Genomic DNA, 25565 nt, shown 5'->3' with positions numbered 1-25565 from the left:
CGCCCTACTTTGCCTTGACGACCGGATAAAGGCCTTGAGGTCGCCACATCAGGATCACCACCATCAGAGCGATGGTCGAAATCAAAGCCACCTTTGGAGCCAGAAAGGCTGTGTAATTGGCCAGGAGGCCAACCATGAGCGCTCCGATGAAACAGCCTTCCACAGAACCCAATCCGCCGATGATCACCACGATGAAAACAAGAACCATGATCTCCGAGCCCATGTGAGCGGTAATTGTTTCCTGATAGAGGCCCCACATGACACCGCCCAATCCGGCCAATGCCGATCCGGTCATGAAAACGATCAGGAAAAGGCGGCGGATCCGATAGCCAAGAGCTTCGACCATCTCGCCGTTTTCAACACCGGCACGAACCAGCAGGCCGACTTTGGTGTTTTGCAGGATATGCCGCATGGCCAGGAACAACGCCAACCCTATGCCAACGGCGACAAGCCTGTATTTTTCGATCGCGGCCTCGCCAAATATGAGTGAGCCCTGGAAGGCTTCGGGACGCGAAATATGAAGTTCATCCGGCCCCCAGACGACGTAGATCATCTGCTGGGCAACAATCAGCCCACCCATGGTAACGAGGATCTGCTTCAGGTGTTCGCCGTAGACCGGCATTACGATGACCCGTTCAAATGCATATCCAAGCAATCCGGTCACCAGCATGGCGGCAAGGATCGCGATCAGAACGGCGAAAAGATTTAGGAGGACGCTCGGCGATTCCGTCCAGCCCGCGAGCCACGCCAGAACCGTGAAGCCCACAAAGGCCCCGATGGCCACGAAGGCCCCGTGACCGAAATTGATGACGTCCATAAGCCCGAAAACCACTGTCAAACCCGAGGCCATAATGAAAATCATCATGCCCATGGCAAGACCTGCGACAGTCAGTGTCAGCCAACTTGCCGGATTTCCGATGGCAAGCAGTCCTGCCAAAGCCAGCAAGGGAACCAGCATGACAGGCAGTTTCTGGAAGAACTGTTCGCTCAGCGGAACTTTCTCGATACGCGGTTTGATCGAAGTGTCGCTCATTGATGGACCTCCAGCGTAAGTCCCATCAGCTTTTCCTGAAGGGCAGTGTCTTCAACAAGTTCCTGCATGTCGCCGGAGTGAATGATGCGACCGTCATCCATGACGGCAACAGTGTCGCCAATGCTGGAGGCCATCGCGAAATTCTGTTCAACGAGAAGGATGGTGGTGTCCGTTTCCTTCAACTCCTTCAGCGCATCCGTCATCGACTTGATGATCGCAGGAGCAAGACCCTTGGTCGGCTCATCGATGAGGATCAGGCGTCGGGGTTCAATGATTGCGCGCGCGACAGACAGCATCTGTTTCTGTCCTCCGGACAAGGTACCGGCAGACGATTTCCAGAAAGTGCCGATTGGCGGAAACAGATCGGTTATCCAGGAAAGGCGTTTTTCGTCGATCGGACCGTTCGATGCGGCAAGCATCATGTTTTCGGCGACGGTCAAATCGGTAAAGATACCCATATCTTCGGGCACAAACGCGATACCACGCCTCGAAATCTCCGGCGTTGCCAGCTTGGTGATGACATGATCCACAAACCGGATGTCCCCCTGGCTTGCGGTCCACAGTCCCATAATGGTGCGCAACGTCGTGGTCTTACCGGCACCGTTTCGCCCAAGCAGCACGGTAACACCACCTTCGGGAACGAGAAGGTCCACCCCCTGTAGAATATGGTAAGGCCCGATATGGGTGTGAACGCCAGAGAGCGAAAGCAAAGTATCGGGCACTACGCCACCTCCGCAGGTTCTGCAGGCGCTTTGCCAAGATAAGCTTCCTGGACGATGGGTAACGCGATCACTTCCGCCGGTTCGCCATCTGCGACCAGAGCACCGTTGTGCAGAACGATGATCCTGTCAGCGAGTGTTCGGATCACATCCATTTTGTGTTCGACGAGCAGGATCGTGCGATCCATATCGGCTTTGAGTTTCTGGATCAGTTCCAGGATGACCGGCACTTCATCAACGCTCATGCCCGCTGTAGGCTCGTCAAACATGAGCACCTGAGGGCCAAGTGCGATCAAGAGCGCAACCTCCAGCTTACGCTGGTCACCATGCGGCAAGGCCGACACGAGCTGTTCGGCCTGATCAATGAGCCGGACTTCGGAAAGTACGTGGTCGGCGCGCTCAAGCAATTCAACGTGGCTTTCAGCAATGGAAAAAAGATCGAACCCTTTTCGAGCCTTGGCCTGAGCGACCAGCCGGACGTTTTCCCGCACACTCAAGGTCGGAAAGAGATTGGTCAGTTGAAAAGCCCGGCCGATTCCCCTGTCGGTACGTTCTGGAACCGACAGTCTGGTGATGGCCTCGCCATTCAGCCAAACGCTTCCGCTCGTGGCAGAAAGTTGACCTGAAATCAGGTTGAAATAGGTGGTTTTACCGGCCCCGTTGGGCCCGACGATGGCCGTCAGAGTTCCCCGGTCAAAACTGCAACTGACATGGTCGACCGCAACATGTCCTCCGAAACGTATTGTGAGGTCTCTCGTTTCAAGAATGGGGTGTTCCTTGGTCACGGCACGTGTTCCCAGGTCAGGTCAAAGGCAAAAGCTAGCGGCGTGTGACCCGGCTGGACAGTGAGCACCCAGCCGGGGCGAGATGTGATGGGGCCAGCTGTGCGAAGGCTGATAGCCTCTGCACGTGCGGATCACTGATTTCGGACGGGGATATCCATGTCTTCTATTTTAAGTTCGCGCACCAGTTCAGGCACACCCCATTCTACGTCCGGATCGACCTTGATCTTGAAATGGTACATGGGCTGCAGTGCCTGGTGATCTTCGGCACGGAACAACATCTTGCCTTTTGGCGTTTTGAATTCCATGCCTTCCATCGCGGCGATCAGCTCTTCTGTGTCGGTCGAACCGGCTTTCCGGATGCCTTCAACAATCGCAATACCTGCCGACATGCCGCCTGCCGTGAAGAAATCCGGTGGTGCGTCAAACCGTTTCTGATGCTCGGCAACCAACCAATCGTTCACTGGGTTCTTGGGGATTTCGTAGTAGTAATAGGTGGCGCCTTCCATGCCCGGCAATTCCTTGTAGGCCTTCATAGCAGCCAGAATGTTTCCCCCGGTCGCAATTTCAACGCCGAAGCGCTCCGGTTCCATTGCCTTGATCTTGCTGATCGGGTTGCCGCCCCCGGCCCAGATGACAAACAGGAACTTGCGGCCTGGTTCATCCTTCAGCGCATCGAAAATGCGTTGTGCATTTGCCGTGAAGTCTTTCGTGTCCGTAGGTGCGTATTCCTCGAAAACCAGATTTGCACCGGTGCCTTCCAAAGCTTCCTTAAACGCAGCGACACCGTCGCGGCCAAAGGCATAGTCCTGTGCCAGCGTCGCGACCGAGACACCTTCCTGGCCTAGAGCAACCGCATTTGCGATGGCATCTTGAGAAGAGTTCCTGGAGGTGCGGAACACATACCGGTTCCAGTTTTCTCCAGTGATGGAATCGGCAACAGCGGGTTCAACAATAAGCAGCTTCTCATATTCCTCAGCCACAGGCAGCATGGCGAGTGCCACACCGGAAGAGACTGGTCCAACGGCCAGATCCACTTCGTCATCGCCATAGGCCTCCGCAAGGACTGCTTTCCCGATATCCGGTTTCAACTGGGTGTCCTTTTCGATGACCACGATCTTGCGGCCGTCGATCTCCATCGTACCGTCGGTGGCAAACTCCAGCCCCATCATCAGGCCCGTGTGAGACTGTTTGGCATAGGCCTCGAACGGACCCGTCTTCCCATAGACATGGGCGATCTTGATTTCTTCTGCAAATGCGCCAACGAACCCTGATGCCACAAGGCCGAGGCCGGCCAAAAGCGGCAGTGCCCAGCGGGTAAACTGCTTGGTCATGAATGCTCCTCCCGTTTTGCGCAAAGGCGCGGCAGGTAACCTCAGATTGTTTCCAGCCCGAAGAAAACGCCGTCGTTTCGCCCAACGCTTAACAATATGAAACCTGAATCAGTATTCATGTCAAGGTGCAGAAGCGCGAAAGGCATTGTTTTGCAGGCGTGCGCTTTCCGCCTGGAGCGCGATCGGAGAGATATTCAGGGTTCTGGTGTAACCAGCCGGAAACGAGGACTGTACCCGGCATTCAGTCTGGCACGGCCCATGTGACATGCTCACAACACAATGAGTTCTGCCTATCTGGCAACTCGCCAAAAAGTTGGGCGGCCGCAAGATGCAGGCCGCCCAAATAAAAAGGCGCGCCGTAGCGCGCCTTTTGCGTCGAATTCACATTTTTTGCCGTTCCGATCGAAGTGCTTTGTAGAGGCAATAGCACATCGCCAGAACGACCAGGGTGAAGGGAATCCCCATGGAGACCGCCGCTCCTTGAAGTGCGTTGAGCCCTCCGCCGAGCAGAAGCGCAATCGCAACCAGGCCTTCAAATGTGCACCAGAACACGCGCTGTGCGACCGGGGCATCCATTTTTCCGCCTGCGGTGATCGTGTCGATGACCAACGAACCGGAGTCCGACGACGTCACGAAGAAGATCACGATCAGGACCAGCGAGATCGGCGCGATAATGTTGTAGAGCGGAAGCTGATCCAGCATACGGAAAAGAGACAGCTCTGGCTGATAGGCCACCACCACGTCTTTTGCCCCGGAATAGCCGTTCGCCAATTGGTCGAGAGCAAGACCACCGAAAACGGTCATCCAGAGTGCGCAGACCAGTGAGGGTGCAATCAAGACGCAGAGAATGAACTCACGAACGGTCCGTCCTTTAGAAATACGCGCGATGAACATGCCGACAAATGGTGACCAGGCGATCCACCAAGCCCAATAGAAGGTGGTCCAGCCGTGCATGTAGCCCAAATCATCCCGGCCGAACGGGTTGGACAGCGGAACGAAGGCAACAGCATAGTCTTTGAGCACGCCACCGAATTGAGCGATGAGGTCAACGGTCGGGCCCACAAGCAGAACGAAAACGAAGAGGCAGGCCGCCATGATCATGTTGATCTCGGAGAGCCGCTTCACGCCTGCGTCCATGCCAAGAAGCACGGATCCGAGCGCAATCGCCGTGATGCCGAGGATCAGCCAGACGACCAGTGAACTTGAGACTGGAATTCCAAACACGTCGTTCAGACCGGCAGCAACCTGCTGTGCTCCCAGACCAAGAGATGTGGTCAGACCGAACAGGGTTGCAAAAACCGCCAGCGTGTCGATCACATGACCTGGCCACCCCCAAACGCGTTCGCCGAAAATCGGATAAAAGGCCGACCGCAGCGTCAGAGGTAGACCAAGGTTGTAGCAGAAAATCGCAAGGCACAGCCCAACGACCACATAGACCGCCCAACCACTGATGCCCCAGTGATAGACGGTGCCGACAATGCCCATGTTCTCATTGCCCGGAAGCGACGGATCGGACCCGAGTGGCAATGTGTTGAGCTCCGGAATCGAATAGTACATCGGCTCCAGAACGCCGAAAAACAACAGTCCGATACCAATGCCCGCGGAAAACAGCATCGCGATCCATCCCGCGTAGGAATAGTCGGGAACCGCATCCTTGCCGCCGATCCTCACCTTCCCCAGGGGCGACAGCGCAAGAAAGAAACAGAAAACCACCATGATGTTGACGGACATCATGAGAAACCAGTCGAACGTACTTGTCAGGAAGGGTCTGAACCAACCGAAGAAGGACGCTGCTGCTTCCTGGTTTGCCAAGGCAACCATAACGAATCCGACGATCACGATCGCCGAAACCAGGAAGACCGGATTGTGCAAATCAAGACCGAACGGGCGAATATTGTCCTGGCCCAGTTCGTATTCTGTGTCGAAATCCATGATCCGGGGATCTGGATCCAACATCTTCTTCGTTTTACTCATGAATATTCCCTCCAGACTTTGCCGCCCAACCGCCTGCGGCAGTTAAATGCGTGTTGCTTCGGACGGCGGCTTGTCGCCGCTCTTCGAGAAGCCCGTCCACGCAGGGCAGCAGACACAGTCAAGTATGAAAGGACATTCTGTCACAATTGTCGCTTTTACGTAGCGTAATAACGCCAATCCGACAATTTTGGGTATTTACTGCATACCTAAAGACGACGGCAGTTCAAAAAAACCCCGGCAAACTGCCGGGGTCGTGTGCACTTTGTGCCAAAGCCCGGGAGGAAGGACTTTGGTGCCAGTTGGTGTGTTTTCTCTGCTTAGCGCAGACGTTTTTCTGTCTTGATGTCGAAATACATCGCCGACGCCGGATCGAACGAGACCGAAACTGTTCCGTCTGCGGGCGGTTGATCTTCGCCCTTTGTCTCCACGATGACGCGCTCACCAGTCGGGCAAACCAGGTAAGTGTAGGCTACACCACCCAATTGTTCGCAAAGATCTACTTTTGCGCCTTCTTCGCTCGGCGTAATTTCGAAATGCTGAGGCCGCAGTCCGACAAGAACCTTCTCTCCCTTGGCCGGTAGAGCAACAGATGTCGGAACTTTGATATCGCCGAATGCCGGGACGACAACCGCGCCCTCGTCCGCCACGCCCTCAACGAAATTCATGCTCGGTGACCCGATAAAGCCCGCCACAAAACGATTGTCCGGGTCGGAATAAAGGTTCATCGGTGAGCCGACCTGCTCAATGATGCCTCCGCGCAGCACGACGATCTTGTCGGCAAGCGTCATGGCTTCGACCTGATCATGCGTCACGTAGATCATTGTCGCGCCGATATCCTTGTGCAGACGTGCAATTTCAACACGCATGTCGACACGCAGTTCAGCATCAAGGTTCGAGAGCGGTTCATCGAACAAAAACACTTCCGGGCCGCGGACGATCGCACGTCCGATTGCCACACGCTGACGCTGCCCGCCGGACAGCGCTTTCGGCTTGCGTTTCAGGTACGGGTCTAGCTTCAGGATCCTGCTGGCTTCAGAGACTTTTTCATGGATCTCGGTCTTGGAGTGGCCGTTCATCTTGAGACCGAAGCCCATATTCTCTTCAACCGTCATATGCGGGTAAAGGGCGTAGGTCTGAAACACCATGGCAACGCCACGCTCTGCCGGATCGACTCTGGTAACGTCGCGGCCGCCGATCTCAATCTTGCCGGAGCTTGTTTCTTCCAACCCTGCGATCATCCGGAGCAATGTGGATTTGCCGCAGCCGGAAGGCCCGACAAAGACGCAAAACTCACCATGCTCGATCTGGAGATCCACTCCATGGATCACCTGCAGATCGCCATACTGTTTGACGGCATTTGTAAGAGTTACGCCAGACATCTTGTTTCTACTCCCTCCGAAATGTTCACGCGGGGAACTGCCAGTCTTCGACTGCCGCGGCAATCTTGGAAGCGGCCTGCTCAAGTGCAGGACGCGCATTCATCAGTTCGTCCAAATTTTTACGCTGTGTTGAAGTTGTCACGGACAGCGCGCCTACCGGCCGCCCCTTGGTGGACAGGATTGGAGCGGCAATGCAGATGATCCCGGGTTCGTGCTCCTCCCGGTCAAAGGCAATGCCGTCCTGCCTGATCTGATCAAGTTCCGCACGGAGCGCTGCCTCAGTCACAAGCGTTGCCGGCGTATACCTGTAGAAAGACTGTTTCTGAATAATCTGGTCGATTTCGCTTGGGTCCTGAAAAGCCATCAGAGCTTTACCGACACCCGTGCAATGCCCGGGCCCAACCTTGCCTGCCTGCGAGAACATGTCGATCGCATTCTGTGGGTTGCGCTTGTCGACATAAAGCACCTGACCATTGTCCAGTTGTGCCAGGTGGACCGTCTCGCCAACCTCGTCGGAAAGCGCGGAGATAAAAGGGCGCGCAATCGGCGCGATAGAACTTTGCCTCCAGGCAGCATGCGCCAGCCTTACGAGACGGATGCCCAGAGAATAGGTCTGCTGCTTGTCGTCATAAGCCAGCATGCCCTGGTTCACGAGGGTCTGCAGCAATCGGTAGAGTGTCGCTTTGGGATGCGCGCTTTCGGAAAGCAGCTCGGAAAATCGCACAGGCCGGCCCACGGCTGCGACTTTGTCGAGCACTTCAAGAGCCTTTCCGACCGTACCGTCGCCGGTCGCCTGCTTGTTCATATTTTCCTCCACCCGGTCCGTTTCTTTGCGCCGGACCTGTTGACAACCTAACCTGATCGCAGCAAAGTATCAATATACAAAACTAAGTTTCACATAATGGAACCTAAAGGGAGGACACCATGCGTTCCATGCTGAAAACGTCCGCTGCGGCGTTTGCCATTCTGGCTGCCTCAATGGGCGGAGCATCTGCCGACGGCCTGACAGGCGATCTGAAAATTTTCCTCGACACATCCAATCCGGCGCCGCGCGCGACCATGGAAAAGATGATTTCGCAGTTCCAGGAAAAAAATCCGGACCTGAACATCGAGACGACAGTTATCGATCGCGAGGCCTACAAGACCCAGATCCGTAACTTCCTGTCCGCAAATGCGCCGGATGTTGCAACCTGGTATGCCGCGAACCGCATGCGTCCCTATGTTGAAGCCGGCCTTTTCGAAGACGTTTCTGACCTGTGGGCAGATCCGGCAATCGGCGACAACCTGGCTTCGACCAAGGGCGCTTTGACCATTGATGGCAAGCAGTGGGGCGTGCCTTACACCTACTATCAGTGGGGCGTTTACTATCGCAAAGACATCTTTGACGAGCTTGGCCTTTCCGAACCGACCACCTGGGAAGAAGAAAAAGCCAACTGCCAGAAGATCATCGATGCCGGCAAGAAGTGCTACACCATCGGCACCAAGTTCCTTTGGACAGCTGGCGGCTGGTTCGACTACCTGAACATGCGCACCAACGGCTTCGACTTCCACATGGACCTGCTGACAGGTAACGCAAAGTGGACGTCCGACGAAGTTCGTCAGACATTTGCTAATTGGCGTGAACTCATCGACATGGGTGCCTTCATCGACAATCACCAGACCTACAGCTGGCAGGAAGCGCTGCCGTTTATGGTCAAGGGCGATGCAGCAGCATACCTGATGGGCAACTTCGCCGTTGCACCGCTTCGCGACGCGGGCCTTACCGACGACCAGATCGATTTCTACCAATTCGTAGAAATCACGCCGGGCGTGGAAAAGGCTGAAGACGCTCCGACCGACACCTTCCACATTCCGACGAACGCACAGAACAAGGAAGCTGCTCGTGAATTCCTGAAATTCGCGGTGTCGCCGGACGTCCAGACCTGGATCAACGACGGTAAAAATCTCGGCCAGCTGCCGGTCAACGCCCAGTCGTCAGTGGACAGCGACAAGTTCCTTGAGCAGGGCTTCGAGATGCTGTCAACAAACTCACCGGGCGGTGTCGCGCAGTTCTTTGACCGTGACGCTCCGGCCGAAATGGCAAAGGTTGCCATGGAAGGTCTGCAGGAGTTCATGGTCAAGCCGGACAATCTCGACAAGATCCTGGACCGTTTGGATCGCGCTCAAACGCGCATCTACAAGTAAGCTCACCATCTGAGCCGGACAGGGTGCCCATTGCACCCTGTCCATTTCCAAATCGTTTCTCCGACAGGTTCGGGGACCGGCTTCGCAGCGCGCGGCCGTGTGACGATAACGGGCGACCCCTTGATAATCGGGCGAACGCGCACGTGACATGAGCTGACTCTCTGCCGGATCAAGAGAAGAGCAACGACAATGGCCCAAGCGTCTGTCGCAGAAACCCGCCAAAGCTCCTGGTGGCATCGAAATCAGCAGCAGCTGACACCCTGGCTGTTTTTGGCACCGGGTATTCTGTTTTTCCTGTTCTATGTGATCTTTCCGATCTTTCAGTCCTTTAACCTGTCTCTTTTCAGTTGGGATGGACTTGGGGCGGCGGAGTTTGTTGGTCTCAACAACTACGAAGAACTCTACTACGATGAGGCTTTCTACACGTCTCTGAAGAACAATCTCATCTGGCTGGTGCTCTATCTCGCTGCCATTCCCGCTGGTTTGTTCATCGCATTGTTTCTGAACCAGACGGTGACAGGGATCAGACTTTACAAGTCCCTGTTCTTTTTCCCCTTCGTGATTTCCCAAGTCGTTGTCGGCCTGGTGTTCACATGGTTCTATGACCCGACATTTGGCATCCTCAACGTTGTACTTGGCTCTGTCGGTTTGCCCCCTATGAACATCCTTGGCGATGAAAATTGGGTGACCATCGGCATCATCGTTGCGGGCCTATGGCCGCAGACCGCCTACTGCATGATCCTCTACCTTACGGGTCTGAATGCCGTTGACCCCGAACAGATCGAAGCAGGCCGACTGGACGGCGCCAAAGGCTGGCGCATGCTCTGGTACATCATTGTGCCTCAGCTGCGGCCTGCAACATTCATCGCGTTCGTTGTTACCATCATCGGTGCATTGAGATCCTTCGACCTGATTTCCGTCATGACAAACGGCGGACCGTTCGGATCAAGCCGCGTCCTCAGCTTCTACATGTTCGAAGTTGCGCTCTCCGAATACGGTTTCCGCATGGGCTACGGCGCTTCGATCGCAGTCGTCCTGTTCCTGATCATGCTGGGCTTCATCGCCTACTTCCTCTGGTCGATGTACAAAGAAGAAAGGGCGCGCTGAGATGTTTCCGGCACCTATTGAACGCTCGCCACGAGCCTGGCAGATCACCTATCAAAGTCTTCTGCCTTTCGCCCTGATCCTGTGGCTGCTGCCTCTGATTGCAGTCGCGATCTTCTCCGTCAAACCCGATGCGGATTTCGTCAACGCAAATTACTGGGGCTGGCCCTCGTCCTTTGAAGGCTTTACCAATTATGCGCTGGTCTTCACCGGCTCGGACATGCCGCAATATCTCCTGAACTCGTTCAAGATCACCATTCCGACCGTGATCGGAGCCGTGGCCCTGTCCTGCATGACCGGCTTTGCGCTTGGGATTTACAAGTTCAAGTCGAACATCTGGATCTTCTTCATGTTCGTGGCCGGCAACTTTGTGCCGTTCCAGATTCTGATGGTTCCGGTGCGCGATCTGACATTGCAGATGGGCCTCTACAATACGATCACAGGTCTGGTGCTCTTCCACGTCGCCTTTCAGACCGGCTTTTGCACGCTCTTCATGCGCAACTTCATCCGCGCACTGCCTTTCGAGCTTATTGAGGCTGCACGTGTTGAAGGCGTTGCGGAATGGCGGATCTTCTGGTTTGTCGTTCTGCCCTTGATGAAGCCGGCCATTGCCGCACTTTCGGTGCTGATCTTCACCTTCATCTGGAATGACTATTTCTGGGCCGTCGTGTTGACCCAGGGTGTCGAAAGCCAGCCGGTGACCGCAGGTATCACATCCTTCAATGCCCAGTATCGCGCCGCTTATCACCTGATGAGTGCCGGCTCGCTCGTGGCGGCATTGCCACCTGTCGCAATGTTCTTCCTGATGCAGCGGCACTTCATTGCCGGACTGACACTCGGAGCCGTGAAATGATCCACGGTCTCCGGACGGTTCAGCCAGCAACCGAAGCAACAGGAAAGGCCGGAAATGCAGGCTAAGACGTGGCATCTTGGTGATGCCCGTCAAAGTCTGGTTCTCGCCAGCTTTGCGGGCCGCCTGCCGGAAGTGATCTATTGGGGCCCGGCTCTACCGGGCAAAGACGATCTCCAGTTACTTGCCGCGGCTTCTCTCACAGATGTGACTGGCGGAATGGTGGATCGGAACGCAGGGATCAGCTTGAGCCCGGAAGCATCGCAAACATTTACGGGCCATGCCGGCCTGTCGATCCGTGATACCGACGGGAATATACTGGTTCCGGCCTTCTTGTTCGAAAACGAAACCGCAACTGAAAACGGCTTGAGACTTGAATACAGTGACAGTCATCATGGCCTGACCATTGTGTTTGACCTGTCACTGACGGCCGAAGCGTCACTCTTCAAGCTTCAGACCCGTCTCGAAAGTTCGAATGTCATCCTGGTGGACTGGTTGGCGGCGCCTGTCGTACCCGTGCCTGCACACACAGGTGAGATGCTCGAATTTTCCGGCCGATGGTGTGCCGAGTTCCTGACCAGACGCCTACAGTTTTCACCTGGCGCCCGTGTCAGAGACAACCGGACGGGACGGACGGATCATGCCCATTTTCCTGGCCTGATAGTCTGCAATGGAGCCACGACCAACACGCAAGGAGAGGCCTACTCGTTCCACTATGGCTGGTCTGGCGGTCACAAGATGGTCGCCGAGGAGCTAGCCGACGGGCGACGCCACATCCAGTTCGGTCACGCTTCCTCAAGCAAGGAAAAGGGAAAATCCTTCCAGAGCGCAGCCCTTTACGCCACCTATTCGGCCGAAGGGCTCAACGGCGCTGCAATTCAATTTCAGCGGTATGCGCGTGACCGGATGGTGACGGGTGCCAGATCGCCCAGACCCGTCCACTACAATTGCTGGGAAGCTGTTTATTTCGATCACAAGATCTCCGAACTAAAATCCATCGCGAGCCACGCAGCGGAACTGGGAGCCGAGCGGTTTGTTCTCGACGATGGCTGGTTCGGTCGAAGGGACGACGACACCTCCTCTCTGGGCGACTGGTTCGTCGACGACCGGAAATATCCCGATGGGCTGACCCCGTTGATCGATCACGTCAAATCGCTCGGCATGGAATTCGGCATCTGGTTCGAACCGGAAATGATCAATGAGGACAGTGATCTGTATCGCGCTCATTCCGACTGGATTCTGGGCCGCAAGGACCAGACGCGCGGGCGTCAGCAACTGGTGCTGGACATGTCCCGCGAGGACGTCAGGTCCTATCTCTATGACCGGATCGCTGACATTCTGAAAAACAACGACATCGGTTACATCAAATGGGATCACAACAGGGTTCTGCCGATCGTCGCAGCGGCACAGACGATTGGCGTCTATGAACTTCTGGATCGGCTGCGTGCCAACTTTCCCGATGTAGAGATAGAAAGTTGCGCCTCCGGTGGTGCCCGTGTCGACTTCGGCATCTTGGAACGCACTCAGCGTGTGTGGTTGTCCGACAGCAACGATGCGTTGGAACGCCAGCGGATCCAGCACGACGCGGCGCTCTTTTTACCGGGCTCCGTTACAGGCTCACACGTCGGCCCACGGCGCTGCCACACGTCAGGACGCGTCCTCGACATGAAACTCCGCGCCTGGACCGCAGCCCAGCGGCATATGGGGTTCGAGATGGACCCGCGCGAACTGGACGATGCCGAGACTGCCACCTTGTGCGATGCCACCAACTGGTGGAAAGTCAATCGGCACTGGACAATGCAGGCAGACATTCATCGCCTGGACAGTTCCGATCCCGCAGTCATTGCCGAACAGCAAATGGCAAGAGACGGCAGCCGGTTCGTCGTGTTTGCGGTATTGGCGCGCACATCCGACCAGATCCTTCCACATCCTGTTCGATTGACAGGACTGGATCCGGACGCGATGTACAGTGTTTCGCTTGCCAATAGGAATGAAGCCCCGAGGCTCTCCCGCGGCAATCCACTCTTGAAAGAAAAAGACATCGAGGTCAGCGGGCGCTACCTCGTAACGCACGGGCTTATCCTTCCCTGGCGCTTCCCGGAGACGATCTGGGTGCTGGAAGGTCAGAGGCTATAGGCGTCTAGGCGCATTTGAAATTATCGGCGAAGGCCGCCAACACAAACAAAGGCAATGGTCCCATGCACGCTACATTTCCGGATCTTGACGGTGCTTCGGTCTTCATCACTGGTGGCGGCTCCGGCATCGGAGCAGCATTGACTGACGCCTTCATGTCTCAAGGCGCCAAGGTTGCTTTTGTACAGCGGTCAGATGCGTCTGATTTCTGCGACGAGATGGAACGAAAACACGGCGTTCGGCCACTCTTCGTCTCATGCGACATTACCGACATCCCTGCCCTGAAAGGCGCAATTGACATGGCAGCTGAGGCGCATGGCGCGGTCACTGTCCTGGTGAACAATGCCGCAAATGACAAGCGTCATGCTTCTGAGGAAGTCGATGAAGAATTCTGGGACTGGTCGCAAGCGATCAACCTGAAGGCTTATTTCTTCGCTTGCCAGCATGTGGTTGCCGGCATGAGAGCCGCCGGTGGTGGCTCCATCGTAAATTTCACGTCAATTTCCTATATGATGGGCAATGCCGGCTACGCGGCCTACACCACCGCCAATGCCGGCATTAACGGGATGACGCGCAGCTTGGCGCGCGAATTCGGTCCGGATAAGATTCGGGTGAATGCCATTGCTCCCGGCTGGGTTCTGACCCAAAGGCAGAAAGATCTTTGGGTGACCCCGGAAGCTCTCAGCGCACATATTGATCGGCAGTGCCTGAAGGAAGAGCTGTCGCCGGAAGACATTGCCGAACCGGTTCTGTTTCTTGCTTCCAAAACCAGCCGGGCTATGACCGGACAGGCGCTGGTTGTGGACGGTGGTGTCGTGGTGACGGGATGACAACACAAACCGAAATTTCCTGGATTGCTGCGGATTGGGGAACAACCAACCTGCGCGTTTGGGCGTTGAGCAATACCGGTGATATTCTGATCCATCGCGGCTCCGACAGGGGCATGGGCAAACTCTCGCCGGCAGAATTTGAACCAGCATTGCTCGACCTGATCGCAGACGTTCTGCCAAACCAGGGCAACGTGCCGGTCATCGTTTGCGGCATGGCCGGCTCGCGTCAGGGCTGGGCCGAGGCGCCCTATATGTCTGTTCCCTGCGCGCCCCCCTCGATTGCCGACGCGACACGCGTCAAAACCTCAGATCCACGCCTGGATGTGCATATTCTGCCGGGCCTCAAACAATTGAGCCCAGCGGATGTCATGCGCGGCGAGGAAACCCAGATCGCAGGCTACCTGGCAGATCAGCCGGGTTTTTCCGGAACGCTGTGCCTGCCTGGAACACATACGAAATGGGTCACACTCAAATCGGGGACCGTCGAACGCTTCCGGACCTGCATGACCGGCGAGACCTTTGCACTGTATCGACATCGGTCCGTGCTTCGCCATGGTCTGTCCGAAACTGAATTCGACACTGCCGCGTTCAGGGACGCCGTCCTGCGCGTTCTCCAGGACCCGAAAGTCTTCGCTTCCGAATTGTTTGGTATTCGCGCGGCAAGTCTGGTTGCCGGCCAGACCCCCGCGCAAGCCACAGGACGTTTGTCGGGATTGTTAATCGGTGCCGAACTTGCCTCCATCAGGGACGAATTCGACCTTGCGGACGTTGCCATTCTCGGCAGCAGCAAGATCGCCGGAACCTATCACGCCGCTCTGCAATGCCTTGGAAAAGATGCCAGGTTGCTGGACGCGGATTCCATCACTCTGCGAGGACTGACCCTCGCCTTTTCTTGCTATGCAAGGGAGACATCATGAGCCGCAATCTGATTGCCATCTTGCGGGGCCTGACACCTGACGAGGCATTGCCCGTCACAGAATGCCTGATTGCTGCGGGCATAACCCGCATTGAAGTGCCACTCAATTCACCCGACCCGCTCAAAAGCATCGAGTCCATGGTTACTTCCTTTGGAGGCGATGCGGAGATCGGCGCGGGTACGGTTCTGGAACCGGAGCAGGTGCGCAACGTCAAGTCTGCCGGCGGAACATTGATTGTTTCACCGGACTGCAACCCCGAAGTAGTCAGAGCCACCAAGACAGAAGGCATGTCGTCCTTTCCGGGTGTGATGACACCAACGGAAAGTTTCACGGCACTGCGTAACGGCGCGGATGGCCTGAAGTTCTTTCCCGCGTCCCTCGTCGGCCCTGACGGACTGAAGGCACTTTTGGCTGTTTTGCCGAAGGGCACGGCAACTTATGCCGTCGGCGGCGCTGGGCCTGATAATTTTGCTGACTGGATCAATGTTGGCGCCGCGGGCTTCGGCATCGGAACGGCTCTGTTCAAGCCCGGTTTTTCGGTCGAGGAGATCCAAGACCGGGCCAACAAGATCGTTTCCGCCTATGACAAGGCCGTTTCAGCCAGCGAGTAATTTCAATGACAACCATTTTTGATGAACGCCAGTGCAAGCTCGGCGAAGGTCCGCTTTGGCATCCTGAGCGCCAGCAACTGTTCTGGTTCGACGTTTTGAACAAGAAGCTTATGTCCCGGGAAAACGGCACGGCCAAATCTTGGGAGTTCGATGAATATGTCTCTGCGGCCGGCTGGGTGAGCAAGACGGAACTCTTGATCGCAAGCGCCAGCAAACTGTTCCTCTTCAATCTCGACACGCAAGCATCCATGAAGCTTTGCGACATGGAGGCAGACAATGAGGTCACCCGGTCCAATGATGGCCGAGCGGACCCGAAAGGCGGTTTCTGGATCGGCACCATGGGCATCGAAGCGGAAGCTGGTGCGGGGTCCATCTATCGGTTTTACAAAGGAGAACTGCGCAAGCTCTTCAGTGGCATCACCATTACCAATGCCATCTGTTTCTCACCTGATGGCAACAAGGCTTATTTCTCTGACACGGATACCCAAACGATCCAGCAGGTGATGCTGGACGACCACGGCTGGCCTACAGGCACACCCACGCTCTTCGTCGATCTTACTGAAGAAGACTTGAATCCCGATGGGGCGGTGGTCGACAGTGAGGGATATTTGTGGAACGCTCAATGGGGCGCAAACCGTGTCGCGCGTTACTCACCTGGCGGCCAGTTTGTCGAGGAAATCAGTTTCCCTGCCAAACAGATTTCCTGCCCGGCCTTTGGTGGGGCAGAGCTTCAAACACTCTTTGCGACCTCTGCGTCGGTCGGCCTGAACGGTGAAGACGAAGGCCAGACACTTTTTGCGCAGACCGGCACGCGCGGTCAGCTTGAACATCGGATTATTTTGTAGGCAACGCAATGAAACGTACCCTGGGCACCTGCTACTATCCGGAGCATTGGCCGGAGGAGATCTGGGAGGCCGACGCACGGCGTATGGCCGATGCCGGACTGACTTGGGTCCGGATTGGCGAGTTCGCCTGGTCCCGGCTTGAACCGGCACCGGGTGATCTGCAATTCGAATGGCTAGACCGGGCAATTGAAGTGCTCGGGAAGGCCGGTTTGAAAGTCGTGCTCGGCACTCCGACTGCGACCCCCCCTCAATGGATGATCGAAAAACATCCAGACATGCTCGCGGTTGACGCAAGTGGTCATCCACGCAAATTCGGATCCCGCCGCCACTACTGTTTCTCGCACGAAGGCTTTCAGCTTGAAAGCGATCGGATCGTTCAACTGTTTGCCGAACGCTATGGCGACAGTCCCTATGTTGCCGCCTGGCAGACCGATAACGAGTATGGCTGCCATGACACCGTGCTGTCTTATTCAGACGCGGCAAGAAAGGCATTTGGTACCTGGTTGGCCCGTCGTTACGGCTCGATCGAAGCTCTGAACCGCGCTTGGGGCAATGTCTTCTGGTCGATGGAATATGGATCCTTTGACGCTATCGACCTGCCCAACCTGACCGTAACCGAACCCAACCCGTCCCACAGTCTGGCGTTCCGCAGGTTCTCTTCCGATCAGGTCGTTGCGTTCAACAAGCGCCAGGTCGACATCATTCGCCGCCACTCGGACGCACCGATCAGTCACAACTTCATGGGGCGTGTCACGGAGTTCGATCATTTCAAGGTCGGCGATGACCTGGATATTGCAACCTGGGACAGCTATCCCCTCGGTTTCCTGGAAGATCGTGTTGGTGCGACGTCCGAGCATCAGCGCTTATTTGCCCGGCAAGGCGATCCGGACTTTCAGGCATTTCACCACGATCTTTATCGCTCGACCGGCAAAGGACGCTGGTGGGTGATGGAACAACAACCCGGACCGGTAAACTGGGCGCCCTACAATCCGGCACCGCTGCCAGGCATGATGCGTTTGTGGGCATGGGAAGCCTATGCACATGGCGCTGAAGCCGTTTGCTATTTCCGCTGGCGGCAAGCCCCGTTTGCCCAGGAACAGATGCATGCCGGCATGCTTCGCCCCGACAACGCCGATGCACCTGCCCTGACCGAAGCACGCCAGGTCTGGAACGAGTTGCGCGGCGCACCTGATGTGGGGACTTCGCGGGCACCTGTTGCGTTGATTTTTGACTATGACGCGGACTTTGCCTGGGCGACCCAGCCACATGGTGCCGGCCTGAGTTACTTTCAGCTTGTCTTCGACGTTTACAAGGCGCTCCGCGGCCTGGGCCTTTCCGTAGATATCTTGAGAGGAGAAACACGGGACTTTTCAGGCTACAAGATCGTCGCCGCACCCGGATTGATCTACATGTCGCAGGATCTCAAGAAAGCGCTCGCCGAAAGCAATGCCGAAGTCGTGCTCGGACCACGGACGGCTGCCCGCAATGCGGACATGGTCATACCTGTACCGCTTCCCCCGGACATGCCGGACCTCGAGGTCACGGTAACACGCGTTGAAAGCATGCGTCCCGACATGCCCATGCCTCTAAAAGGCGGTGGAAATTTTGTCTCATATCGTGAAGAACTGGAAGGCGCTGCAGAGACGGTTCTGGAACTCGAAGATGGGCAGATCGCCGCGATGCGACAATCCAATCTGACCTATGTCGGTGGCTGGTGCGATGACATTGCGTGGAAACGGATTTTCAAGATGCTTTGTGCCGAGACACGCCTTGAAACCCTCGACCTTTCAGGAGGTGTCCGTTGCCGCGATGCGGGCAACATCAGGATCTGGACGAACTACGGCGCTACACCCGATGATACACCGGCAGGTCCGATCGATGCCGCCGGTGTGCTGTTCGAAACTCTCTGAAGTCTTTGGACCGGCTGAAATTTGCAACGGCATAAGGAAGCCGTGTCCATCAAGGTGTGCAACGCGAATATCCGGGCAGTCTCTTCACTGAGCGGCCTGCCCGGTCACCAGCTGCTGGATGATCGAGGCGTAGTTCTCGGTTCCCTGCGCACCGCTGACCAGGTGTTTGCGATCAAAGATAACCGCGGGAACGCCGTGTATACCGTTTCCGGTCCAGAATGCTTCTTCCTGACGGACTGTTTCCGCAAAGCGGCCGTCCTGCAAAACGTCCAGCGCCTCGCTGCGGTCCAATCCGATATCAGCCGCCACATCGGCAATCACCTCATCGTTGTTTAGGTCCTTCCGCTCCTGAAAATAGGCCTGGAACAACGACATCTTGAGCTGGTGTTCCTTGCCTTGCGGTCCTGCCCAGTGAATGAGTTGATGAGCCTTGAAGGTGTTGACCATGCGCATGTCATCGGTGAAGCGAAACTCAAAACCAAGTCCTTTGCCGATATCCGTCAGCCGTTCGCGCGCGGCATTGGACTGCTCCTCTGAGGAACCGTATTTGCGCATGATATGCTCCCTGAGGTTCTCTCCGTCCGAAGCCATTTCCGGATTGAGTTCAAACGGGTGCCACTTGACGGCTGCTGAAACGCCGGTTTGCGCGATGGCTTGTTCGAGTTGCTTGAAGCCGACAATGCACCACGGGCAAACCACGTCGGAAACGATATCGATTTGCAAAACTGGATCAGTTTCCTGACCGGTTGCGTCTGTCATCAGGTTTCTCCTTTACGACCATTTACAAGGTCGCATCACCCTTCGGCGGTGGGTTCCAGCCCCGTTCCGTGCGTTCGTGCCGTTCGTCGCCGCGGTCAACCCGCATGATTTCAAACAGCGTATCGGAATGGGCGCGCATCGCATCGATATAGGATGTGTCGACGCCGCCGTCATTGTAGTTGGCGCGAAGATCGTCGAGCATCGCGAGATCGTGATGACGAAACTCCTGAGCCTTGGTCCGTGCCCGGAAGGGGTGGCGCCCAAGTTCGGTGAAGGCTCTGCGGCCAAGTGCCAAGGCCCCCTCGAAGACTTCACGTTCGGCATAGTGCGCACCGGCATTTTCAAGCTCATAGACATGATGCCGGTCTCTTGCCCGCGCCAGGATCTTCACCTTGGGATAGGTCTTGGCGACGTGTTCAACCATCAGAGTTTGCTTGTCGCGATCATCGACGGCGGCAATGAAAAGATCCGCATCCTCGAGCCCCGCACCATGCAAAAGGTCCGGCCGTGTCGCATCCCCATAGAATGTCCGAATGCCGATCCGGGAAAGATTGTCGATTGTTTGAGGATCATGATCGAGAATGACCACATCATATCCGCTGGTCAGAAGCATGCGGGAAACGATCTGTCCAAATCGCCCCATACCGGCAACGACCACCCGCCCTCGGCTGTCGATCTTGTCCGGCTCCCGGTCCGAGGTTGCCACCGCACGCGGCGCGACCACTTTTTCGTAAAAAATGAAAAGAGCGGGAGTAAGAACCATCGATATGGCGACCACGAGCGTCATCGTCTGGAGAATGCCCGTTTCCAGGACACCGCTGCCGGCCGCAAATCCGAATAGGACAAAGGCAAATTCACCGGCCTGCGCCAACCCGAGCGCAAACAGCCAACGATCGGCGCCCTTGAGCTTGAAGATCGTGCCGAGTGCGAAGAGCAGAGCGAACTTGACCGAAAGCAGCCCGACGGCAAGTCCGAAGATCGTCAACGGCGCGCCGAACAACAATCCGAAGTCGATGCCTGCGCCGACTGTCAGAAAAAACAATCCGAGCAACAGACCCTTGAAGGGTTCAATGTCGGCTTCAAGCTCATGACGGTAGTCGCTGTCGGACAGAACGACGCCGGCCAGAAACGTTCCGAGGGCGGGCGAAAGGCCGACAAAATCCATCAGGAGCGCAATTCCGATCACAAGCAGAAGCGCGGTTGCCGTGAAGATTTCCCGCAGACGCGCTTCGGCAATGAAACGGAAAACGGGTCGCAGCAGGTGCCGGCCGGCAATTATGATCGCCGCAATGACCGCAAGAATGATCAACGCTTGCGCCCAACCGGGTAGTGAGGCGAGTGCCTCACCGCCATGCGCGGCGGCATCGCCATGGCTATCGGACCCATGCGCCTCGCCATGGCCGACACCGTTGCCGGCAGCCAGGAGCGGCAGAACAGCCAGCATCGGAATGACAGCGATATCCTGGGTCAAGAGGACGGAAAACGAACTCTGACCGCCCTGGGTTTTCATCCACCCCTTTTCGTTCAGTGTTTGCAGAACGATTGCGGTTGAGGAAAGCGCCAGGATCATTCCAAGAGCAACCGCGCTTTGCCAGGACAGCCCGAAGAGGTAGCCTATCCCTGTGAAGACAGCAGTTGTGCCGACGACCTGAAGACCGCCAAGGCCAATCAGTTGCTGGCGCATTTTCCAGAGCATTGCCGGCCGCAGCTCCAGCCCGACCAGAAACAGCATCATCACGACGCCAAACTCTGCAAAGTGTTGAACGTCGGCTGTTTCCTTCCCGACAATTCCCAGGATCGGGCCAATCACGACACCTGCTATCAGGTATCCAAGGACGGAACCAAGGCCGAGCCGGTTGGCAATTGGTACAGCAATGACGGCTGCACACAAATAAACGAAAGCGTCGCCTAAGAGACCCATTAGACGACCTCCCCTTTTAGGATGAAATCGTCCAGGACATCTGTCAGCACGGACGCATGAGTGGCCTTGTCCAGATCAAGCCGGTCCGCGACAAGGGCTTTCAGAAGGTCGTCATAGCCGTTGCGGTGTATGTCCAGCCTGTTGTCTTCCTGTGCACGGCCTGCGCCATACATCACAAATGGAGCCAGATAACGCATGCCGCAAAGGTCGGCGGTCTTTTCAAACGGCGCCAACAGGCTGCGCAGATCAGCGTGGTTCATGCCCTCTGTGGAGTAAGCTTCGGACATCGCACCTGCGGTGATCGCATTCATGAATGTTTTGCCGTGAAGAGCCTTGCCGTGGAGGCCGTATGCAAACCCGTGTTCCAGAACCAGATCCTGCCATTCCTTCATGATCGAAGGGGCGGAATACCAATAGAGTGGGTGCTGGAAGACAACCACGTCATGTGCGATCAACTGGGCTTGCTCGCTGTCGACATCGATGCTGAAATCGGGATATCTTGCGTAAAGATCGACCGCCGTGACACCTTGAACATTCTGCGCAGTTTCAAAGAGGGGCAGATTCACCTCGGACCGATCGGGCCTGGGATGAGCAAACAGAACTAGCACTTTGGCCAAAGGCAACTCCCGATAGGCGAATGGAGATCCAGGCGGGTCGCACCCGCCCGTCAGTTGGGCTTCATGAAAATGTATAGCGCCTGAGCCTGGATAGACAAACCTCAGGCCTTAGGCACGTCACTGGCGAACCGTTCCGCGTTTGCCTTCCTGAAAACGGTCTCGTACGCACTTCCTCGGAAAACTGCCGGGGGCTCTGGATCATCGGAAATTCAAATCGGCTCGATTGAACAAGTTCTGACTTCAGAAAGCCAGATCAACCAAGCCCGACACGGTGCTTAAAAAAGACTTCAAAGCTTCACGCGTTTGCCGGTTGCGCCGGACTCGGCAATCGCGTGGATCACGCTTTCGAAATGAAGCGCTTCCGAAAACGACGGCGATGCGGGGCGGTCATCCTGAATCGCCCGCAACAGCTCGTTGGCTTCAATCACCTTGAGATCGTTGAATCCAAGTTGATGACCGGGGGCCGGAACGAACTGACCGTAAGGTGGATGCGCAGGTCCACTCAACAGTGTCTTGAACCCCTGCTCGGACTGTGGGCCTTTGTTCTGGTAGAGCCGCAACTCGTTCAGACGTTCCTGATCGAACGTGATCATGCCTTCCGTGCCATGCACCTCGAAGGAGATGTAGCTCTTGCGGCCCCACGCGCTGCGGGAAGTCGAAACGACACCGTGCACACCATTTGCAAAGGTCAACAGGGCCGACGCAATGTCTTCATTCTCGACGGGCCTGCGCTCGTCTGACCCATCTCCCATCGGTCGGGTCACGTGGACGGTCTTGGTCTCCGCGACCAGATTGTCGATCGGACCGACCATGGCAACCGCCAGCGAGATCAGATGGCAGCCGAGGTCTCCAAGTGTACCTAGCCCTGCCCCTTCCTTGGTGGCCCGCCAAGTCCAGGCAAGATCGGGATCTGCCTGATAATCTTCATCGACCATGCCACGGAAATGTACAATTCGGCCGATGGCCCCGTCCGCAATCAGTTTGCGTGCGTGTGCAATTGCCGGATTGTGGAGATAGTTGTAGCCGACGATCGTCTTGGCACCTGTTTTGTTCGCCAGTTCCAGCATTGCCGTCGCGTCCTGCAACGTCAGTGCCATCGGCTTTTCCAGATGCACGTGCTTGCCGGCTTCCAGCGCGGCCATCGCCATATCCTTGTGCACCTTGTTCGGTGTCGTGATGCAGACAATGTCGACCTTGGGATCGCCAATCAGATTTTCCCAGTCGTCCGTAGAGCGCTTAAACCCAAACTGTTTGCTAAGTGTCTCCGCCTTGTCCGCCGGAACATCGCACAATACCTCCAGCCGAATATCGGGAACGCCGCCAAAGACAGCTTTCACCGATCCATAGGCGAGCGCATGACACTTGCCCATGAAGCCTGTGCCGATCAGACCAATGCCGAGCGTATCCATGTCCCGGTTCTCCTGAAAATTCTGTTGCCGAGTTTGATGACAATTTGTGCCGACACGTCTCTTGAACGGGGGCGAAACCAGCAGTCCTTATTGGATTTCGTCAGTTCCAACCGCTCGCCGTTCTGCCACGGATTTCAATGCAGCTTCACCCAAAATCAGCGACTTCAGCCCATCTTCACCGGTTGGCGATGGTGCCGTCCCGTTTTCGATGGCTTCGACAAATGCCTTGATTTCAGCGGCATAGGCCTCGGTATAACGCGTCATGAAAAAGTCGTGCAAAGGCGGGCGCAGATATCCGTCTGCGGTTGCGACCTCGATGGAAACCGGCCGCTGGTTCTCTGCGGAAACAGCTCCCTTGGAACCATGCACTTCGATCCGCTGATCGTATCCGTAGGTCGCACGGCGTGAGTTGGATATCGAGCATTGTTTGCCGGACGCAGTCGTCAGCACGATGGTTGCGCTGTCGTAGTCGCCAAGCTTGCCGATTTCAGGATCGACCAGAACCGAACCGGTTGCATAAACGGTGGTGAATTCTTCACCGAGCAGAAATCTTGCCATATCAAAGTCGTGAACAGCCATATCGCGGAATATCCCACCCGAAGACTGGATGTATCCCGGTGGTGGTGCGCCTGGGTCACGTGATGTGATCTGTACCATCTCGACATCGCCGATACGGCCTCCCACGATAGCGTTGCGAACAGCAGAAAAATGAGGGTCAAAACGACGATTGAAGCCCAACATGAGTGTCGCACCATGGTCTTCAACCGTCTTGAGGCAGGATTTGACCCGCTCAATGGACAGGTCAATCGGCTTTTCGCAAAAGATCGCCTTCCCGGCTTTTGCAAACTGTTCGATCAGATCCGCATGTGTATCTGTAGGCGTACAAATGATCACTGCATCGACATCACTGGCTGCTGCAATCTCATCAATCGTTGCAACGCGTGCCTGATAGGCTAATGCAAGTGCTTCTGCAGCTTCCGGAAATGCGTCGGCGACGGCAACCAGCATGGCTCCGTCAACCGCGTCGATGGCCTTGGCGTGCACCTTGCCAATCCGTCCTGCTCCCAGCAGAGCGACCTGAGTTGCCATTTGTTTTCCTCCCGGATGGACGGCAGCACGCGAGTGGATCCAACGGCTTGCCAATTTAGAATAAAAATTCCAAAATCACTTTACACGGAATGTGTCAAGCAGGAAAAGAAGAAATAGATGAACGATATGAGCCCGGAGCCGCTTTCTGCAACCACTGCCCCTGAAACAATCGACGGGTTCTTCAAACGGCTGGGCGGATCCGCAGACCGGCTTCCTAAGCGGCTCAAGCAGTTTGCCGATTTCATTGCAGCAAATCCGGACCGTGTCGCCGTTTCAACGGTTGCCGAACTTGCAGAAGGAGCTGACGTTCAACCCTCTGCCGTCATGCGATTTTGCCAGGAGATGGGGTTCTCGGGCTTCTCGCAGATGCAGAAATTGTTTCGCTCGCACTATTCCCAGAAATGGCCCGATTATGCGACCAGACTCGCCAAGCTTCGCGACCACGGCACCGAGTCTCCTTCTGCCTTGCTTGCTGAGTTTGTCGAGGTCGGAAGAGCCTCGCTGGAAAACCTGCTGACGACCGTGGATTCTGCGGCTCTACAACAGGCGGTCGATGTGCTTTCCCGCGCGGAAACAATTCACATGATCGGTTTTCGCCGCGCCTTTCCGGTCACCTCCTATCTTGCGTATGCATTTGAGAAAATGGATGTTCCGGCGGTCCTCCATTCCGGCATCGCCAATATCAACATGGAACACCTGATCCGGCCCAACGATGCGGTCATAGCGGTGACCTTTGCACCCTATACGGAAATGACAATCGACATGGCCACCAGCGCCCGCGCATCAGGGACCGATATCGTGGCAATCACGGACGTGGTCACAAGCCCGCTCGCCCGTCTGAAGGCCATCCAGCTGCTTGTCTCCGAACTTGATGTCGGCGCCTTTCGCGCATTGTCCGCGAGCCTGTCCCTGGCGATTGCTCTGGCAGTCTCTGTTGGAGCTGAACGAAACCGGAAATGACATTTTTGGAAAATTTCTGTTGCAATGAGAAAAAAATAGAATTTAAATTCCAAAAGTGGCTTTTAGATCTCAAGCCACACCGAGTTATGAAATCGCGGGCAGAAAGATGTCTGAACCGCGAGGTTTGTTTTGGGAGGAACTTATGAAGAAGACATTGATCGCCTTTGCGACGGCCGCGATTGCGTTTACGGGACTGAGCGGCACC

Annotated in this window: 22 protein-coding genes; 10 read left to right on the top strand and 12 right to left on the bottom strand. The window is 56.0% G+C overall.

The window, feature by feature from the left end; all coding sequences use genetic code 11:
- Nucleotides 1-4 precede the first annotated feature (4 nt).
- The 7 genes from Q0835_RS27380 to Q0835_RS27350 form a co-directional block, all read right to left on the bottom strand.
- A complete protein-coding gene (locus tag Q0835_RS27380; RefSeq protein WP_298822357.1) occupies nucleotides 5-1033 on the bottom strand; it encodes a branched-chain amino acid ABC transporter permease in 1029 nt (342 codons plus the stop codon).
- Entirely contained in the window at nucleotides 1030-1755 is a 726-nt protein-coding gene (locus Q0835_RS27375; protein WP_298966290.1) for an ABC transporter ATP-binding protein, read from the bottom strand. Before Q0835_RS27375 ends, Q0835_RS27380 begins: the two co-directional genes overlap by 4 nt.
- Nucleotides 1755-2537 carry an ABC transporter ATP-binding protein gene (locus Q0835_RS27370; protein ID WP_298966287.1) on the bottom strand — a complete coding sequence of 261 codons (783 nt, stop codon included), beginning with the start codon at nucleotides 2535-2537 and terminating at the stop codon, nucleotides 1755-1757. Before Q0835_RS27370 ends, Q0835_RS27375 begins: the two co-directional genes overlap by 1 nt.
- 131 nt (nucleotides 2538-2668) lie before the next feature.
- Nucleotides 2669-3868, bottom strand: a complete 1200-nt coding sequence (locus Q0835_RS27365) for a substrate-binding domain-containing protein (RefSeq protein WP_298966285.1) — start codon at nucleotides 3866-3868, stop codon at nucleotides 2669-2671.
- Nucleotides 3869-4249: 381 nt separating this feature from the next.
- A complete protein-coding gene (locus Q0835_RS27360) occupies nucleotides 4250-5842 on the bottom strand; it encodes a BCCT family transporter (protein WP_298822361.1) in 1593 nt (530 codons plus the stop codon).
- A gap of 317 nt (nucleotides 5843-6159) precedes the next feature.
- A complete protein-coding gene (gene ugpC, locus Q0835_RS27355) occupies nucleotides 6160-7221 on the bottom strand; it encodes a sn-glycerol-3-phosphate ABC transporter ATP-binding protein UgpC (protein WP_298966283.1) in 1062 nt (353 codons plus the stop codon).
- A 25-nt stretch (nucleotides 7222-7246) separates the two neighbouring features.
- On the bottom strand, nucleotides 7247-8026 hold the full coding sequence (locus Q0835_RS27350; RefSeq protein ID WP_152500043.1) for an IclR family transcriptional regulator: 780 nt from the start codon (nucleotides 8024-8026) through the stop codon (nucleotides 7247-7249).
- A gap of 119 nt (nucleotides 8027-8145) precedes the next feature.
- On the opposite strand from Q0835_RS27350, the gene Q0835_RS27345 reads away from it, so the two are divergent.
- The 9 genes from Q0835_RS27345 (at nucleotide 8146) to Q0835_RS27305 (ending at nucleotide 18605) form a co-directional block, all read left to right on the top strand.
- Nucleotides 8146-9405 carry an ABC transporter substrate-binding protein gene (locus Q0835_RS27345; protein ID WP_298822363.1) on the top strand — a complete coding sequence of 420 codons (1260 nt, stop codon included), beginning with the start codon at nucleotides 8146-8148 and terminating at the stop codon, nucleotides 9403-9405.
- Nucleotides 9406-9594: 189 nt separating this feature from the next.
- On the top strand, nucleotides 9595-10512 hold the full coding sequence (locus Q0835_RS27340) for a sugar ABC transporter permease (protein ID WP_298822364.1): 918 nt from the start codon (nucleotides 9595-9597) through the stop codon (nucleotides 10510-10512).
- A gap of 1 nt (nucleotide 10513) precedes the next feature.
- Nucleotides 10514-11362, top strand: a complete 849-nt coding sequence (locus Q0835_RS27335) for a carbohydrate ABC transporter permease (RefSeq protein ID WP_298822365.1) — start codon at nucleotides 10514-10516, stop codon at nucleotides 11360-11362.
- Nucleotides 11363-11416: 54 nt separating this feature from the next.
- Nucleotides 11417-13495 (top strand): alpha-galactosidase, encoded by a 2079-nt coding sequence (locus tag Q0835_RS27330; RefSeq protein ID WP_298966280.1) that lies wholly within the window; start codon nucleotides 11417-11419, stop codon nucleotides 13493-13495.
- A 62-nt stretch (nucleotides 13496-13557) separates the two neighbouring features.
- On the top strand, nucleotides 13558-14322 hold the full coding sequence (locus tag Q0835_RS27325; RefSeq protein WP_298966277.1) for an SDR family oxidoreductase: 765 nt from the start codon (nucleotides 13558-13560) through the stop codon (nucleotides 14320-14322).
- Complete coding sequence (locus Q0835_RS27320) at nucleotides 14319-15239, top strand: 2-dehydro-3-deoxygalactonokinase (RefSeq protein ID WP_298966275.1); 921 nt, start codon at nucleotides 14319-14321, stop codon at nucleotides 15237-15239. Before Q0835_RS27325 ends, Q0835_RS27320 begins: the two co-directional genes overlap by 4 nt.
- On the top strand, nucleotides 15236-15850 hold the full coding sequence (locus Q0835_RS27315; protein WP_298966273.1) for a 2-dehydro-3-deoxy-6-phosphogalactonate aldolase: 615 nt from the start codon (nucleotides 15236-15238) through the stop codon (nucleotides 15848-15850). Before Q0835_RS27320 ends, Q0835_RS27315 begins: the two co-directional genes overlap by 4 nt.
- 5 nt (nucleotides 15851-15855) lie before the next feature.
- A complete protein-coding gene (locus Q0835_RS27310; protein WP_298966270.1) occupies nucleotides 15856-16695 on the top strand; it encodes an SMP-30/gluconolactonase/LRE family protein in 840 nt (279 codons plus the stop codon).
- A gap of 8 nt (nucleotides 16696-16703) precedes the next feature.
- Nucleotides 16704-18605 (top strand): beta-galactosidase, encoded by a 1902-nt coding sequence (locus Q0835_RS27305; protein WP_298966268.1) that lies wholly within the window; start codon nucleotides 16704-16706, stop codon nucleotides 18603-18605.
- Between the two features lie 84 nt (nucleotides 18606-18689).
- Here Q0835_RS27305 and Q0835_RS27300 read toward each other — a convergent pair whose 3' ends face one another.
- The 5 genes from Q0835_RS27300 to iolG form a co-directional block, all read right to left on the bottom strand.
- Nucleotides 18690-19364 (bottom strand): DsbA family oxidoreductase, encoded by a 675-nt coding sequence (locus tag Q0835_RS27300; RefSeq protein WP_298966266.1) that lies wholly within the window; start codon nucleotides 19362-19364, stop codon nucleotides 18690-18692.
- A 22-nt stretch (nucleotides 19365-19386) separates the two neighbouring features.
- Nucleotides 19387-21285: a monovalent cation:proton antiporter-2 (CPA2) family protein gene (locus Q0835_RS27295; protein ID WP_298966264.1), complete on the bottom strand. Its 1899-nt coding sequence runs from the start codon at nucleotides 21283-21285 to the stop codon at nucleotides 19387-19389.
- Nucleotides 21285-21893 (bottom strand): NAD(P)H-dependent oxidoreductase, encoded by a 609-nt coding sequence (locus Q0835_RS27290; RefSeq protein ID WP_298822380.1) that lies wholly within the window; start codon nucleotides 21891-21893, stop codon nucleotides 21285-21287. Before Q0835_RS27290 ends, Q0835_RS27295 begins: the two co-directional genes overlap by 1 nt.
- A 296-nt stretch (nucleotides 21894-22189) precedes the next feature.
- Nucleotides 22190-23311, bottom strand: a complete 1122-nt coding sequence (locus Q0835_RS27285; RefSeq protein ID WP_298966262.1) for a Gfo/Idh/MocA family oxidoreductase — start codon at nucleotides 23309-23311, stop codon at nucleotides 22190-22192.
- 87 nt (nucleotides 23312-23398) lie between these two features.
- Entirely contained in the window at nucleotides 23399-24400 is a 1002-nt protein-coding gene (gene iolG / locus Q0835_RS27280; protein ID WP_298966260.1) for an inositol 2-dehydrogenase, read from the bottom strand.
- A 126-nt stretch (nucleotides 24401-24526) separates the two neighbouring features.
- Between iolG and Q0835_RS27275 the strand changes: the two genes are divergently transcribed.
- A complete protein-coding gene (locus Q0835_RS27275; protein ID WP_298966313.1) occupies nucleotides 24527-25360 on the top strand; it encodes a MurR/RpiR family transcriptional regulator in 834 nt (277 codons plus the stop codon).
- Nucleotides 25361-25565 lie beyond the last annotated feature (205 nt).

The sequence above is a fragment of the uncultured Roseibium sp. genome (assembly GCF_947499295.1).
In the GTDB taxonomy this organism is placed as follows: Bacteria; Pseudomonadota; Alphaproteobacteria; order Rhizobiales; family Stappiaceae; genus Roseibium.
The sequence above is the reverse complement of the archived record's forward strand: the minus strand, read 5'-3'. Positions and strand labels throughout refer to the sequence as shown.

Excerpts from the sequence above, each read along its gene's own strand:
- Q0835_RS27380 (WP_298822357.1), bottom strand. The coding sequence starts at position 1,033 with ATGAGCGACACTTCGATCAAACCGCGTATCGAGAAAGTTCCGCTGAGC.
- Q0835_RS27365 (WP_298966285.1), bottom strand. The coding sequence starts at position 3,868 with ATGACCAAGCAGTTTACCCGCTGGGCACTGCCGCTTTTGGCCGGCCTC.
- Q0835_RS27360 (WP_298822361.1), bottom strand. The coding sequence starts at position 5,842 with ATGAGTAAAACGAAGAAGATGTTGGATCCAGATCCCCGGATCATGGAT.
- ugpC (WP_298966283.1), bottom strand. The coding sequence starts at position 7,221 with ATGTCTGGCGTAACTCTTACAAATGCCGTCAAACAGTATGGCGATCTG.
- Q0835_RS27350 (WP_152500043.1), bottom strand. The coding sequence starts at position 8,026 with ATGAACAAGCAGGCGACCGGCGACGGTACGGTCGGAAAGGCTCTTGAA.
- Q0835_RS27345 (WP_298822363.1), top strand. The coding sequence starts at position 8,146 with ATGCGTTCCATGCTGAAAACGTCCGCTGCGGCGTTTGCCATTCTGGCT.
- Q0835_RS27340 (WP_298822364.1), top strand. The coding sequence starts at position 9,595 with ATGGCCCAAGCGTCTGTCGCAGAAACCCGCCAAAGCTCCTGGTGGCAT.
- Q0835_RS27335 (WP_298822365.1), top strand. The coding sequence starts at position 10,514 with ATGTTTCCGGCACCTATTGAACGCTCGCCACGAGCCTGGCAGATCACC.
- Q0835_RS27330 (WP_298966280.1), top strand. The coding sequence starts at position 11,417 with ATGCAGGCTAAGACGTGGCATCTTGGTGATGCCCGTCAAAGTCTGGTT.
- Q0835_RS27325 (WP_298966277.1), top strand. The coding sequence starts at position 13,558 with ATGCACGCTACATTTCCGGATCTTGACGGTGCTTCGGTCTTCATCACT.
- Q0835_RS27320 (WP_298966275.1), top strand. The coding sequence starts at position 14,319 with ATGACAACACAAACCGAAATTTCCTGGATTGCTGCGGATTGGGGAACA.
- Q0835_RS27315 (WP_298966273.1), top strand. The coding sequence starts at position 15,236 with ATGAGCCGCAATCTGATTGCCATCTTGCGGGGCCTGACACCTGACGAG.
- Q0835_RS27310 (WP_298966270.1), top strand. The coding sequence starts at position 15,856 with ATGACAACCATTTTTGATGAACGCCAGTGCAAGCTCGGCGAAGGTCCG.
- Q0835_RS27305 (WP_298966268.1), top strand. The coding sequence starts at position 16,704 with ATGAAACGTACCCTGGGCACCTGCTACTATCCGGAGCATTGGCCGGAG.
- Q0835_RS27300 (WP_298966266.1), bottom strand. The coding sequence starts at position 19,364 with ATGACAGACGCAACCGGTCAGGAAACTGATCCAGTTTTGCAAATCGAT.
- Q0835_RS27295 (WP_298966264.1), bottom strand. The coding sequence starts at position 21,285 with ATGGGTCTCTTAGGCGACGCTTTCGTTTATTTGTGTGCAGCCGTCATT.
- Q0835_RS27285 (WP_298966262.1), bottom strand. The coding sequence starts at position 23,311 with ATGGATACGCTCGGCATTGGTCTGATCGGCACAGGCTTCATGGGCAAG.
- iolG (WP_298966260.1), bottom strand. The coding sequence starts at position 24,400 with ATGGCAACTCAGGTCGCTCTGCTGGGAGCAGGACGGATTGGCAAGGTG.
- Q0835_RS27275 (WP_298966313.1), top strand. The coding sequence starts at position 24,527 with ATGAGCCCGGAGCCGCTTTCTGCAACCACTGCCCCTGAAACAATCGAC.